Origin of the sequence: Paraburkholderia sp. GAS333 (assembly GCF_050435665.1) — a bacterium.
Classification (GTDB): Bacteria; Pseudomonadota; Gammaproteobacteria; order Burkholderiales; family Burkholderiaceae; genus Paraburkholderia; species Paraburkholderia fungorum_A.
Map to the genome: position 1 here is coordinate 1388890 of NZ_JBNDKS010000002.1, position 13260 is coordinate 1402149.

11 protein-coding genes are annotated in these 13260 nt (G+C 63.0%); 8 read left to right on the forward strand and 3 right to left on the reverse strand.

The window, feature by feature from the left end; all coding sequences use genetic code 11:
* Window positions 1-192: 192 nt before the first annotated feature.
* From ABH945_RS15330 to ABH945_RS15345, 4 genes are all read left to right on the forward strand, one after another.
* The gene (locus ABH945_RS15330; protein ID WP_429251026.1) at window positions 193-702 is read left to right on the forward strand and encodes a GAF domain-containing protein; all 510 of its coding nucleotides are present in this window, start codon (window positions 193-195) and stop codon (window positions 700-702) included.
* Between the two features lie 205 nt (window positions 703-907).
* On the forward strand, window positions 908-2008 hold the full coding sequence (locus ABH945_RS15335) for a Rieske 2Fe-2S domain-containing protein (protein WP_429251027.1): 1101 nt from the start codon (window positions 908-910) through the stop codon (window positions 2006-2008).
* A 28-nt stretch (window positions 2009-2036) separates the two neighbouring features.
* Window positions 2037-2204, forward strand: a complete 168-nt coding sequence (locus tag ABH945_RS15340; RefSeq protein WP_429251028.1) for a rubredoxin — start codon at window positions 2037-2039, stop codon at window positions 2202-2204.
* Complete coding sequence (locus tag ABH945_RS15345) at window positions 2201-3391, forward strand: NAD(P)/FAD-dependent oxidoreductase (protein WP_429251029.1); 1191 nt, start codon at window positions 2201-2203, stop codon at window positions 3389-3391. The genes ABH945_RS15340 and ABH945_RS15345 overlap by 4 nt, the downstream gene beginning before the upstream one ends.
* Before the next feature lie 159 nt (window positions 3392-3550).
* Here the strand turns inward: ABH945_RS15345 and ABH945_RS15350 are convergent, their stop codons facing one another.
* Window positions 3551-4471: a LysR family transcriptional regulator gene (locus tag ABH945_RS15350; RefSeq protein WP_429251030.1), complete on the reverse strand. Its 921-nt coding sequence runs from the start codon at window positions 4469-4471 to the stop codon at window positions 3551-3553.
* A gap of 496 nt (window positions 4472-4967) precedes the next feature.
* On the opposite strand from ABH945_RS15350, the gene ABH945_RS15355 reads away from it, so the two are divergent.
* From ABH945_RS15355 to ABH945_RS15370, 4 genes are all read left to right on the forward strand, one after another.
* On the forward strand, window positions 4968-6677 hold the full coding sequence (locus tag ABH945_RS15355; protein WP_074763480.1) for a putative bifunctional diguanylate cyclase/phosphodiesterase: 1710 nt from the start codon (window positions 4968-4970) through the stop codon (window positions 6675-6677).
* A gap of 293 nt (window positions 6678-6970) precedes the next feature.
* Window positions 6971-7780 carry a mechanosensitive ion channel family protein gene (locus tag ABH945_RS15360; protein ID WP_074763481.1) on the forward strand — a complete coding sequence of 270 codons (810 nt, stop codon included), beginning with the start codon at window positions 6971-6973 and terminating at the stop codon, window positions 7778-7780.
* A 169-nt stretch (window positions 7781-7949) separates the two neighbouring features.
* Window positions 7950-8615 carry a biliverdin-producing heme oxygenase gene (locus tag ABH945_RS15365; protein WP_429251031.1) on the forward strand — a complete coding sequence of 222 codons (666 nt, stop codon included), beginning with the start codon at window positions 7950-7952 and terminating at the stop codon, window positions 8613-8615.
* Between the two features lie 19 nt (window positions 8616-8634).
* Entirely contained in the window at window positions 8635-10311 is a 1677-nt protein-coding gene (locus tag ABH945_RS15370; protein WP_429251032.1) for a PAS domain-containing sensor histidine kinase, read from the forward strand.
* Between the two features lie 81 nt (window positions 10312-10392).
* Here the strand turns inward: ABH945_RS15370 and ABH945_RS15375 are convergent, their stop codons facing one another.
* Both ABH945_RS15375 and ABH945_RS15380 read right to left on the reverse strand, forming a co-directional pair.
* Window positions 10393-10830 carry a response regulator gene (locus ABH945_RS15375; RefSeq protein WP_074766318.1) on the reverse strand — a complete coding sequence of 146 codons (438 nt, stop codon included), beginning with the start codon at window positions 10828-10830 and terminating at the stop codon, window positions 10393-10395.
* Window positions 10831-10840: 10 nt separating this feature from the next.
* Window positions 10841-13216, reverse strand: coding sequence for an ATP-binding protein (locus tag ABH945_RS15380; RefSeq protein WP_429251033.1), 2376 nt, complete (start codon window positions 13214-13216; stop codon window positions 10841-10843).
* Window positions 13217-13260 lie beyond the last annotated feature (44 nt).

Here is a 13260-nt window from a genome sequence, read left to right on the forward strand (position 1 = left end):
GAAACGGCGGGGCGGTTTGTCGTTAGCGTGGTCCGCAGCTGATGACACGCGTGGATAAAGGCACGCGTAACTGGCGTTTCCCGCAGGAAAGAGGACGGCATGCGCGATTTTGATCCGCGTGAACGAAACCGGCGCTTGCTTTAAACTGCACGCCTCGCTGTTCCTCTTTCCGCTTTCATCACGGACACCGTCATGTTCGAAGTTTCCTCTGCCTCGCATCTGTCCAAAGCCGCTCAATACGAAGAACTGGTCGCCCAGGCGCGCTCGCTGCTCGCCGGTGAAACCGACTGGATCGCCAACGCCGCGAATTTCTCCGCGTTCGTATTCCATTCGCTGAGCGACCTGAACTGGGCCGGTTTCTATTTTCACGACGGCCGCGAACTGGTCGTCGGCCCGTTCCAGGGCAAGCCCGCGTGTGTGCGCATTCCGCTCGGCAAGGGCGTGTGCGGCACGGCCGCGCAAACCCGCGAAACCCAGGTCGTGCGCGACGTGCACGAGTTCCCCGGACACATCGCGTGTGATTCGGCGTCGCAATCGGAAATCGTCGTGCCGCTGGTTGCACCGGATGGCACGCTGATCGGCGTGTGGGACGTGGACAGCCCGGTCGTCGCGCGTTTCGACGACGAAGACGCGAAGGGCATGGAAGCGCTGTGCGCGGTGTTCATCGAAGCGGCGTTGCCGCGCGGTGCGTCGGCGGCGTAAGGGTTTGTGTTGGGGCGTCCCAGAAGGGCGTCCCAACGACACTCGTCGCGCAATTGGCGTACACCTAAACGGCGCCAATGCACGTTCATACATAGACTAGATGCCGTTCAGGGGATGGGTCGGCGGACCTCATCCCGTTATCGTTTCTCCACGCGCTCGGCCCACCCGATGAGCGCGACAAACCCCACAGGTTCTGGAGACACGCATGAGTTCCGCCACTGCATCTGCCACCGCGACCACCGCCGCAACAAGCTCCCCCGGCAACACCTCGCCGCTGACCTTCCAGCGCTCCCCCGCGTTACCCCGCAACTGCACGTTCGAAAGCCACGACTGGGAGATTCTTAGCCGCTACTGGCATCCGGTCGCGTTCGCCGCCGACGTCGCGGATAAACCCATTAGCGTGACGCTGCTCGACGAACCGCTCGTCGTGTTCCGCTCGAACGGCGAACTGGTGAGCGCGCGCGATATCTGCCCGCATCGCGGCGCGCCGCTGAGTCAGGGATGGGTCGAGCAGGGCAACATCGTGTGCCCGTATCACGGCCTGGCCTACGGCAGCGACGGCAAGTGCAAACACATTCCGTCGCAAACGGGCGGCCCGATTCCCGAGCGCCTGCATCTTGTCACTTACGCGACCCAGGAAGCCTACGGGCTCGTGTGGGTGTCGCTCGGCGGCGGCACGGAGCCGCTGCCCAGCTTTCCTGACTGGGACGACCCCGCGTTCCAGCAGATCCTGCCGCCGTCGATCGACATCAACGCATCGGCCGGACGTCAGACCGAAGGCTTTATCGACGTCGCGCATTTCGCGTGGATTCACCACGACAGTTTCGCGGATCGTCACAACCCGGTGGTGCCGCAATATTCGGTCGAGCGGCGCGACGGCGGCATGCGCGCGGAGTACGTGAGCACCGTCAGCAACTTCCCGAAGTCGATGCAGCATCGCGCGCCTGACGGCTTCTTGTGGCGTCGCCATTTCGAGGTGGACGTGCCGTTCTTCGCGCGTCTGACCGTGCAGTTTCCAGAAAACGGCCGTCTGTCGATTCTGAATGCCGCGAGCCCGGTGTCCGCGCGCAAGACGCGTCTGTTCGTGCCGATCGTGCGCAACTTCGACAAGGATCTGCCGCTCGACGACGTCTACGCATTCAACCGCCAGGTGTTCGAGGAAGATCGCGCGATCGTCGAGCAGCAGCGGCCTGAAGACTTGCCGATCGACCGCACGGCCGAAGCGCCGATCCTCGCGGACCGCTCGTCGGGCGCTTACCGCCGCGCGCTGGCCGAGATCGGTCTCGGCCAGGCGTATGTGCGCTGAATCTGCGCGACCATTCTGGAGAGATGCGATGAGAGTATGGGAATGTGTGATCTGCGGCTTTCGCTATGACGAAGCGCTAGGGTTGCCCGAAGCGGGCATTGCGCCGGGCACGCGCTGGGAAGATGTGCCGGACGACTGGTTGTGTCCCGACTGCGCCACCGGCAAACACGACTTCGATATGCAGGTGATCGCATGACGGCCGTCATCGAGAAGGAAACGCAGCAGCCGGTGGTGATCGTCGGCACCGGCATGGCCGGTTACACGGTCGCGCGCGAACTGCGCAAGCTCGACAGCCAGGTGCCGATCGTGATGATCAGCCGCGACAACGGCAGTTTTTATTCGAAGCCGATGTTGTCGAACGCGCTCGCGATGAAGAAAGAGCCGCATATGCTGGCCACGTTCGATGCGATGGCGATGGCCTCGCAACTCGGCGCGTGGATTCGCGTGCGTCAGAACGTCGAGCGAATCGTGCCGGACGAGCACATGCTGGTCGTCGAGAACGCGTTGCTCGGCTACAGCAAACTGGTGCTCGCCACGGGAGCCGACCCGCGCCGCCTGCAGGTGCCGGGCGACGGCGCCGCCGATGTGCTGTCGATCAACGATCTCGACGATTACGCGCGGTTCCGGCTGGCGCTCACGCGTTGCCGCTCGGTGACGATTCTCGGCGCAGGGCTGATCGGCTGCGAGTTCGCCAACGATCTGGCGGTCGCCGGTTACGCGGTGAATCTGATCGATCCCGCGCCCACGCCGCTGGTGCGTCTGTTGCCGCAGCAGGTCGGCGAAATCTTCGCGCATGCGCTCGATCAGGGTGGCATTCGCTTTCACGCCGGCCGCAGCGTGCAGCGGATCGACCGCACGTCGGACGGCTACCGATTGAGTTTCGCCGATGGCGAGCCGATCGACGCCGACCTGGTCGTGTCGGCGATCGGACTGGCGCCGCGTACGTCGCTGGCGGCAGCGGCTGGTCTCGACATCGAGCAGGGCATCCGCACCGATGCGTGGTGCCGCACCAGTGCGCCGGATATTTACGCGTTGGGCGATTGCGCGGCGATCGACGGCAAAGTGCAGCCGTACGTGCTGCCGATCATGCACGCGGCCCGCGCGCTGGCGCGTACGTTGACGGGCGAGCCGACGCGTGTCGCGTTCCCGGTGATGCCGGTCACGGTGAAGACGCCCGCGAGTCCGGCGGTGGTCGTCACGCCCGAAGCCGAGGGCGCGTGGTCGATCGAAACCGGCGACGTCGCCGCAGCGCATGCTGCACGTGCGGTGTGCCGCGATGCCGCGAGCGAACGGCCGTTGGGTTTTGCGCTGCTCGGCGCGGCAATCGAAGGCAAGGCTGCGCTCGTCAAAGCGATGACGGCAGTAGAAACGAACCCGCTATAAACAACGGCTCCCGGTGATCACGACAACTTCCGTCTGACCGACCTCACCGTGTAATCGTTCGACGCCTGAGAGGGCCTGTCACCTCGAAGAAATCCGATGATTGCGTTCACGCCGCAAGCTCCGCGCTTGCGGCTTTTTTATCGCCAGCGAAAAAATCGATCAGGATGCCAGATCTTTCGCAACAGTCGCGATCAGCCGGCGCAGCCAGATCGCCGCGACGCTGCGATGCGTGCGATCGTGCCAGAGCTGATAGTAGGTGAGCGCGCGCGGTTCGCCCGGAACCGGCTCGATCCGCAGCGGCAACAGCTTCGTGTAGTGCGTGGCCAGCGCGCGCGTGGTCGTGAACAGCAGGTCGGAGCGCGCCAGCACATAGGGCGCCATGCCGAAGTAGGGCAGCGTCGTCGTGACCGTGCGCGACAGGCCGTTGCGCGCGAGTTCGACATCGATCGTGCCCCATGCTGTCGTGTTGCACGTCGTCACTGCGAGGTGATCGGCCTCTTCATAAACGGGCTTGCTGAGCCGCCCCGCTTTGACCGGATGACCGTTGCGCATCACGCACACCAGTTCGTCCTTGCACAGCGGCTGCAAATGCAGATGCTCGGGCGGCGTGCTCCAGTTGCCGATCACGAGATCGAGAAAGCCGCTTTCGAGTCCGTGCTCGTAGCCGCCATCCACCATCATCAGATGACGGAATTCGAGTTTCGCGTGCGGAGCGTCGCGATGAAACGCATCGACGACGGCCGGCACGAAGAACGCGTCGAGATAATCCGGCGAGCCGATCCGGAAAGTCTGGCTGGTAGTGGCCGGATTGAACGACGCCGTGGGATGCAGGATCGATTCGATGCTGTTCAGCGCCTGCGCGGCGGGTTCGATCAACGTCGTCGCGTGCGCGGTCAGCACCATGCGGCTGCCGCTGCGCACCAGCAGCGGATCGCCCGTCATCTCCCGAAGCTTGCGCAACGCGACGCTGACCGTGGGCTGCGATTGTCCGAGCAGGCTCGCGGTGCGCGAGACGCTCGATTCGGTCAGCAGCGTATGCAGCACCTTCAGCAGATGCGAGTCGATGACTTCCCTGGACATGAAATGCGGGACTCTGTGCCGCGCGGTCCACGTAATAGGAACGGCGCTTTTATCGGAGAAACTGCGGGCGAACAGCAGCGGAAACGTGCTCGAAATATATGTACGGATATAGCGGTCGTCAATCCGGCGCGGCCCCGTGAAGGGTTTCTGATCGGATGTCGAAAGGGTGTCGAACAGGCATCCAGCCTCGGTGCGGATTGACTTATTCCTCGTGGAATATTCCCGCCATAGTGTGCACGTTATGGCGCGCGTGACCGGATTGGGATCGGCTTAAACCAATCGGGAATAACACCAGGCGAAACGATTGGCGCAACATGTGCCCGAGCAATGCGGCCGAATGGCGCGTGAAAGCCGCTATCATATGAGCGATAGGACCGTTGGTACCGCCGTCAGGGATTGTTGAGCGGAAATTTCCAGGCTGTTTGCCGCGTGCGCTTCGAGTATCAGGATCACGCATAAACGCTCTCAAAACTCAGGAAAATTAAAGGCTGGCGCGATGCAAGACCCTCAATACGCCGAAGCGCAAAAGCGCGCTGCCGCGCTTGCCGCAGCGCCCTACGGCATGTTCATCTGCAGCGCGGACGGCATCTTCGAGGCCGTCAATACCGCTTTCGAAAAGCTGACAGGGTTGACAGCTGACGAAATGGTTGGGCTTCGTACCTTCGAGTCGCTGCACGATCCCGCCGAACTCGCGAAGCGCCGCGCCGAATTGCCGTCGCTGGCAACGATCTGTTCGCGCTATGAAGGCGAGTGGACCTATATGCGGCGCAATAGCGCGCCGATTCGCGTGGTGCTCGCACTGGCTCCCGTCGTCGGCGATGGTTCACCAGCCTGCACGCCAGGCAGTCGGCCCGAACGCTATGTCGGTATTGCAATCGACATGACGCGTTATGCGCAATCCGAAGCACGCCTCTGGTACGTCGCTCATCACGACGGCGTGACGCGTCTGCCGAATCAGACGCTGTTCACCGAACGTCTCGAACTGATGATCGCGCGTTGCGAGCGCAGCAGTAGCGGCTTTACGGTGCTGATCGCGGAACTCGACCACCTGCGCAAACTGCGCGATGCGCTCGGACTGCACGCTGCCGAACTCGTGCTGCAGATCGTCGGCGAACGGCTGCGCGGACTGTTTCCCCACGACGGCACGATTGCGTCGATCGGCGGCACGCAATTCGCGCTGCTGATCAACGATTGCGGCCCGCACGCCGACGCTTTCGCAGACGAGGCATTGGACCGCATAGCCGAATCGATCGATTATGGCGGCACGCCGCTGAGCATTACCGCGAGCATCGGCATCGTCGCGTATCCGGCCGACGGCCTCGATGCGCCCACGCTGATGCGTCGCGCGGGCGTGGCGTTGTCGGCGGCGTCGGCGGTCAGCGGCAATGCGGTGAAACGCTTTTCCGCCGCGCTCGAAGGTCAGGCCGCGCGCCGCTTCGAACTGGAAACGATGCTGCACGAAGCGCTCGAACGTCAGCAATTGCATCTGGTTTATCAGCCGCAGGTCACGCTCGCGACGGGCCGTATCGCACAGGTCGAAACGTTGCTGCGCTGGAATCATCCGCAACGTGGTTTGATCAGCCCGGTCGAGTTCGTGCCGGTTGCGGAAGAGTCGGGCCTGATCGAGCAGATCGGCGAATGGGTGATCCGCACCGCGTGTCGTGATGCCGGCAAATTGCTGCGGCAGGCGGGCACGTTGCCGCGTTTCGCGGTGAACGTGTCGCCACAGCAGTTCCGGCGGCGCGATCTGTTCGAAATGATTCGTGAAGCGCTGGAAGATGCCGCGCTCGATCCTTCTTATCTTGAAGTCGAAATCACTGAGGGTGCGCTGCTGGGGGATACCGAGCAGGCGCTGAAAACGCTGCACGCGTTGCGCGAATTGGGCGTGGAAGTCGCTGTCGACGATTTCGGCACCGGTTATTCGAGCCTCGCGTATTTGACGCGCTTTCCGTTGAATCGCCTTAAAATCGATCGCTCGTTTGTGACGGGCATGACGACCGATCCGCAGAGCGGGGCGCTGGTCGGGGCCATCATCGCGATGGCGCATGCGCTCAAGTTACGGGTGACGGCCGAGGGTGTCGAAACAGCGGAGCAGGCCGCGGCACTCGAAGCGTTGAGTTGTGACGAAGCGCAAGGGTTCTGGTTTTCGCGGCCCATCACGATTACGGCCTTGCTGAATGTTTTAAAACCTTTAGGCGCTGTTTGACAGGCAGTCGTTGCATCCGTTTTGACGTGATTAGCGATCCGTATCAAAGTGCTACTGTTTGAAAAGCCGTCTGCCATGCGGGCGGTCCGCGTTTTTCTTTCCTATCCCCGTTTTCCTACACCGCGCCAATTTTTCCGCTTCCCGCTGCGAGCAGGTAGAAATGACGTGTGCCTGACCATCTGCTTCGGCCCTGCACGCCACACGCCCTATATTTCTTCCAGCAGCGGTCGGGAACATATCCTGCTGCTCCGTCCTTCAACGGAACTCTTTCCGCAACGGAACGAAGACTCGCGATGAACGATCTCCTTGCCCGCATTGTGCATTTTCAACCGTCGGTGCTTGTCACGATGACGCACGACGCCCTTCATATCGTCCTGGCGCTGTTGATCCTTGTGGTCGGCTGGTGGCTGTCGAACCGGGTCGGCGCGCTGTTCGCGAAGGCGCTCGCGCGCACCCACGCGGACCCGACGCTCGCGCCGATGCTTGCCGCCATGGGTACGTGGGCAGTGCGCGTGCTCGTCTTCATCGCGGCGCTCGGCGAGGTCGGCATCGCGACCGCCAGCGTGCTCGCGGTGCTCGGCGCAGCGGGTCTCGCGATCGGTCTCGCGTTGCAAGGCACGTTGCAGAATATCGCTGCCGGCATGATGTTATTGCTGCTGCGCCCGTTTCGTGTCGGCGACGTGATCGAAGGCAGCGGCGCGGCCGCCGGGATCGTGCGCGAGGTCGGTTTGTTCACCACGCGCATCGAGCGCGGCGACGGCAACGCGGTGTTCGTGCCGAATAGCCAGATATGGAGTAATCCGGTGATCAACTACAGCAGCGGCGGCACGCAACGAATCGAGGTCGAAGTCGAGCTGGCGCAGCGCAAGGATGTCGACGCCGCGATCGGCGAATTGAAAAAACTGGTTGCCGACGAGCCGCGTGTATTGAGTGGCTCGACGCTCGCGCCGATGGTGACGGTCTCGGATTATCCCGACGATGGCGGTGCGAAGTTGCGCATTGCCGCGTGGGTGCGCACGCCGGACGCATCGCTTGCCACCGACGATCTGCACGAGCACGCGCAGGCCGCGCTCGAACAGGCGGGTTGTCCGGTGGCGGCCTGATCTGCGGCTTGTCGTCAACACAGGCTGACGCCCGACGAGACGGAAAAACGCGCCCATCCCATCATAAAAGCTCTTCGCGCGCGACGCGATCCTTGCAAATCCCTTGTCGCGCCGATAAACGGGCACCTCTATAATCGGACTCTGCTCATTCATGTTGAACCGGACTCACTTGATCGACACATCTGAATCCGCTGGCCGCTCATCGAGCGAAAAAGACAGCACGCCTGGTGTGATCGCCGCGTTGCGCGACGCCACAGCCGAGCGGCATGAATTGCTCCACGAAATCATGCCGCTGTCGGTCGATAGCGTTGCATTGCGCGATTACCTCGCTCACCTGGCAATCTTGCGCGACTGGCTCGAACCGCTCGACGCATGGCTGCAGACTTTCAACGACGGCCCGCAGTCGCCGGCACTCCCTGCAAGCATGAACCGGCTCGCATTGATCGACGCCGATCTCGCGAATGCGTCGGTGAGTCCGCGCGATCTTGCCGGGATCGACGAGATTGCATCGGCGGGCCGAGCGCGTCGCTGGAGCGGGCCGCAGAGCGCCGCTTATCGCTGGGGCGTCTGCTATGTGATCGAAGGTTCGCAGTTGGGCGGCGCAGTCCTGTACGCGCGTCTGAAGGAGCGCCTCGCACCGCATCCGCTCGGCTATCTCGACGCGGGCCGCGACACGCTCGGTCCGCGCTGGCGAGCTTTTACGCACGCGATGGCCGCCGAAGTGCATACCCCCGTTTCGATTGACGAAGCGTGCCGCGGCGCGGCCGACGCCTTCGACCGTCTGATCGAACTCGCGCAGCGTCCCGCCGGGGCTGCCTGCACGAGCCTCGCCTGAGCGTTCCGGGATTCCGTTCATGGATAGCTTCCGCCAGAATCCTCCCGCGTCCACGTTTGCGCTCGACGCCGCCGCCGTCTTCGATCTGCTGCCTGAAGCCTATGTGATCCTGAATCGCCGTTATGAGATCGTGCTCGCCAACGCGCGTTATCTCGATCTGACCGGACAGTCGCTGATTGATCTGCAGGGCAAATCGATTCTCGATACCAATCAGTTCGGCACCGCCGAACAGCGCGACGCTCGCCGTACGTGGCTGACTACCGCGTTGCGCGAACTGTCGGGCGCGCAACCGAATTGGTCGCCGCTGTTTCGCTACGAGATGCCCGTGCATCAGGACGACGGAGCCGGTGAAGAAGATAGCGCCGGGCAGCGGGTGCCGCGCTACTGGAAGGTCAAGGCGAGCCTGCTCGCCGCATCGCCGGGTCAGGGCGAACCGGGGAACCTGAGCGGTCACATCGTGCTGCGTGTCAGCGAAGTCACCACACAAATCTCCGACTACGAACGCGACCAGCGCGAGCGTGCAAAGCTGCGCTCGCAGGCGCAGTTACGCCTGCTGCTCGCCGACGAAGCCCGCGCGCAGTTGCGCGAACATCAGGAACGCTTTCAGCTCGCGATGGCGTTTTCGCAACTCGGCGCGTGGGAACTCGACCCGGCCACCGGCGTGATCGAATGCACCGATCAATGCAAGACCAATCTCGGCCTGGGTCCGACGTCGGCTTTGTCCGAGCAGCGTCTGTTCGAGCAGATCGTGCATCCCGAAGACCGGGATCGTCTGCGCGCGGCAATGAATCAGGCGCTGGCCGCGCACGAACATTTCGAAGTCGACTACCGGATCGGCTGGGCGAGCGGGGCGATACGCTGGATCCTGGTGCGCGGTACAGGCCGCTTTCTGCCGGACGGCACGTTGAGTTCGGTGATCGGCTTCACGCTCGACATCACGTCGCGCAAGGAAGCGGAACTTGAGCAGCGCGAGATCGCCGCGAGCGAGAAGCGGGCGCGCGAACACAGCGAACGGCTAGCGATGGCGATGGATCATTTCGTCACGACCGTCAGCCACGAGTTGCGCTCGCCGCTGTCGGCGATCATGTCGTGGACCGATTTGTTGCAACGTTCCGCCGACCCCTCGCATGTGACGCGCGCGACCGGCGTGATCAGCCGCAATGCGCGGCAGCTTTCGCATATGGTCGACGACCTGCTCGACAGCGGCGCGATCGTCACCGGAAAACTGTCGGTGACTCTGCAACCGGTTGATCTCGGCGCACTCGCCGGGATCGTTGCCGAAGACATGCGCATGCATGCCGAAGCCAAGGGGCTGACGCTGATCGCCGACGATCTCGCGTCCGTGATGGTGCTCGCCGACGAGAACCGGATGAAGCAGGTGGTGTGGAATCTGGTGTCGAACGCAGTGAAGTTCAGCGCGAACGGCACGATCAGTCTGTCGGTGCGGGCCGTGGGCGAGCGCGTTGAACTGGCGGTGCACGATACAGGTGCGGGTCTCGATGGCGACTCGCTGGAGCGCATTTTCGAGCGCTTTCAGCAGTTCAGCGCGAACGGGTCGGGGCGTATCGCCGGTTTGGGCTTGGGGCTGTGGCTCGTGAAGAATCTGCTGGATCTGCACGGCGGGACGATTTGCGCCGAGAGTCCGGGTGTGGGGCAGGGCTCGACGTTCAGGGTCACGCTGCCGGTGTATCGCTGATCGAACCGCTTTTTGAGCGGCGCAAGCATCAGGAAGGAAGGCTGACAGCGCCTGCGCTTCCCGGCGCCGACGCGCGCCGGATCAACGCGGGTACGGCGGCGGTTCGTTCAACACCGCCCAGAACATGCCGAGGTCGTTGATCGCGGCCATGAAGTCGTCGAACGCGACGGGCTTCACCACATACGCATTCACGCCGAGATCGTAACTGCGCAGCAAATCGCTTTCTTCTCGCGACGACGTGAGCATCACCACCGGAATGCGCTTGAGGCCGTCATCGCCGCGTACTGCCTTCAGCACTTCGTGACCGTCGATTTTCGGCAGTTTCTTGTCGAGCAGAATCACTGCCGGATTTTCATCCGCACGATCCGCCCATTGTCCTTCGCGGCGCAGATACTGCAGCGCCTCTTCGCCGTCCCGCAGCGACACGACCGGATTCGCGAGGCGCGTTTTTTCGAGCGCGATCAGCGTTAATTCCACGTCGTTCGGATTGTCTTCCACCAGCAGGATCGGTCTTAACACGTTGTTTCCTTCATTTTGATTCATCTTTTGAGTCCTTCGGCACGGGGCGGAAACGCTTGCCCGGTGACAACGCAGTCAGTCGCGCCACGGCCGCCGCCGCGGATTCCTCGCCGTCGCTCGGGTCGGCGACGAACACATGCGGAAGAGAAAAATATACCGCCGTGCCCTGGTCGATTTCACCGGTTGCCCAGGTTTTACCGCCATGCCTTTCAATGATGCGTTTGACACCAGCAAGGCCGATGCCCGTCCCCTCGAATTCTTCCACGCGATGCAGGCGCTGGAACACGCCGAACAGTTTATCGACGTAGCGCATGTCGAAACCCACGCCATTGTCCCTGACGAAAAACACGTGCTGGCCGGCAAGTTCGCCTGTGCCCGCCTGGCGGCCGATTTCGATCACCGCATGCTCGCGGGTCGAGGTGAATTTTACAGCGTTCTCGATCAGATTCCGGAGCACCACGTGCATCAGCACGGCGTCTGCGTTGACGTGGCCGAGTTCGTCGATACGCCACGTAATCGAGCGCGCGGGCGCGTCCTTGATCTCGTCGACGGCGAGCGCTTCGGCCATCGTTTTCAGATCGACCGATTGCGGACGCAGCGCCGCGCGACCCATCTGCGAGAACGCGAGCAGGTCGTCGACGAGTTTGCCACCGAACCGCGCCGACGAAATGATTCGCTCGACGAAATGACTGCCGCGTTCGCTCAGTCGTTCGCTTTCCAGTTCACGCAACAGATCGGCGAAACCGACGATGTGCCGCAACGGTGCGCGCAAATCGTGCGACACCGTGTACGAAAAGCCTTCGAGTTCCTTGTTCGCGCGACCGAGTTCGAGCGCCAGTTGCGCGAGTTCCTCGGCGCGGCGCAGCACGATCCCGAGCAACGCCGTGCGGAATTCGACGGCGATTTCGAGTTCGGCCGGACGCCACGCGAGCGAGCGGCCGCGCACCGTGTCGGTCCACACATCGAAACTCTTGCGCGGCGACAGCGAATCGGCCAGGCCCGCAAGCTTTACGCGCGGGTCGCCGGCCCATTTGATGGTCTGCACGACTTCCTCGCGGAACCACAGCACGTAATTGCGGAACAGCTTCGAAATCGACACCGCGAGCAGCCCCGCGTAGTCAGGATGCGGCGGCAGGACGGTACAGGCGGTGGCGAGCGTGTCGGTGTCGAAGGTTTCGTCCACTTGCGTGTCGAGCCATTCGACCAGCTTCGTCACCTCCGCTTCGTGCGGCGTCGTGCCGACCAGCAGAATGCGGCCGTCGAACACAATCGCCGCGCCGGTCGATGCGGTCAGCCCAAGCAGTTCCTTCGGATCGTTGGCGAGCGCGTCGGTGAAGCTCTCGCTATTGGCCATGGTCGCGAGCAGCCGCGCGAGCGTGCGGCGCAATTCGAGCCGGTACTCGGCCTGCGCGTGATCTTCTTTCGCTTCGATCTGCAACGACAGCACCTGTGCGATGTGCTCGCACGCGGTACGCACTTCGAACGGCGGCACGCGCGCGCTGTCGTGATGACACGAAATCAGCCCCCACAATTTGCCGCGTACCACGATCGACATCGACATCGACGAAAACGTGCCCATGTTCTTCATGTACTGCACGTGGACCGGCGAGACGCTGCGCAGCGACGCGTAAGTGAGATCGGTGAGCTTGCCCGTCGACGGATGCAGCGGCGGCACCAGCGGCGTGGGCTGGTAGTCGGCATCCGCAATCAGACGGATGCGGTTGCGCACGTAGAGCGCGCGCGCCTGCGCCGGGATGTCCGAGGCCGGGAAGTGCTGGCCGTCGTACGACGCGTAACCCGGCTCGATATGTTCCGCGATCACCTGGCCGCTGCCCGTGTTGTCGAAGTTGTAGACCAGCGTGCGGCCATAACCGGTGATGCGCTGCACTTCGTCGGCGGCGAGTTGAGCGAGACCCTCGACCGTTTCGATGTCCTGCAGACGGTTGATGAACGTGCGCACCAGCGGATACATCGACGCGAACACGTCGCTCGTGCCGCGCGCGGGCTCCAGTTCGACGAACGCGATTCCCTGGTGCCGATGCACGATGACCGCGAACGGCTTGACGCGCGCAGCGGCGCCGTTCGCGCGCGGGTCGTCCATCGAGCCGATGTAGAGGGGGATGCCTTCTTCCAGATGCGAGGCCAGCGCTTCGACAACGCGTGCCGCCCATTCGTCGCCGACAATGTGAGCAATCGGCTGGCCCAGCGCGTGTTCTGCGGGCGAACCGGTGAGGGCCGCGACATTCGCGCTGACCTGCAGCAATGTGCCGTCTTCGGCGATGCTGAACAAAAAGCCGTGCGGCTGGATGCCGCCGGGAATGTGGATGGGCTCTCTCGCGCAGTCAGCTTCGACTGCCGAAGACGCGGAAGATGTCAGGTCTGCCATGCGTGCTCCAGGAACAGTACGCTGCATTTTCGCATAGGGGGCCG

Coding starts and splice junctions, on each gene's coding strand:
- ABH945_RS15330 (WP_429251026.1), top strand. CDS start 193: ATGTTCGAAGTTTCCTCTGCCTCGCATCTGTCCAAAGCCGCTCAATAC.
- ABH945_RS15335 (WP_429251027.1), top strand. CDS start 908: ATGAGTTCCGCCACTGCATCTGCCACCGCGACCACCGCCGCAACAAGC.
- ABH945_RS15340 (WP_429251028.1), top strand. CDS start 2,037: ATGAGAGTATGGGAATGTGTGATCTGCGGCTTTCGCTATGACGAAGCG.
- ABH945_RS15345 (WP_429251029.1), top strand. CDS start 2,201: ATGACGGCCGTCATCGAGAAGGAAACGCAGCAGCCGGTGGTGATCGTC.
- ABH945_RS15350 (WP_429251030.1), bottom strand. CDS start 4,471: ATGTCCAGGGAAGTCATCGACTCGCATCTGCTGAAGGTGCTGCATACG.
- ABH945_RS15355 (WP_074763480.1), top strand. CDS start 4,968: ATGCAAGACCCTCAATACGCCGAAGCGCAAAAGCGCGCTGCCGCGCTT.
- ABH945_RS15360 (WP_074763481.1), top strand. CDS start 6,971: ATGAACGATCTCCTTGCCCGCATTGTGCATTTTCAACCGTCGGTGCTT.
- ABH945_RS15370 (WP_429251032.1), top strand. CDS start 8,635: ATGGATAGCTTCCGCCAGAATCCTCCCGCGTCCACGTTTGCGCTCGAC.
- ABH945_RS15380 (WP_429251033.1), bottom strand. CDS start 13,216: ATGGCAGACCTGACATCTTCCGCGTCTTCGGCAGTCGAAGCTGACTGC.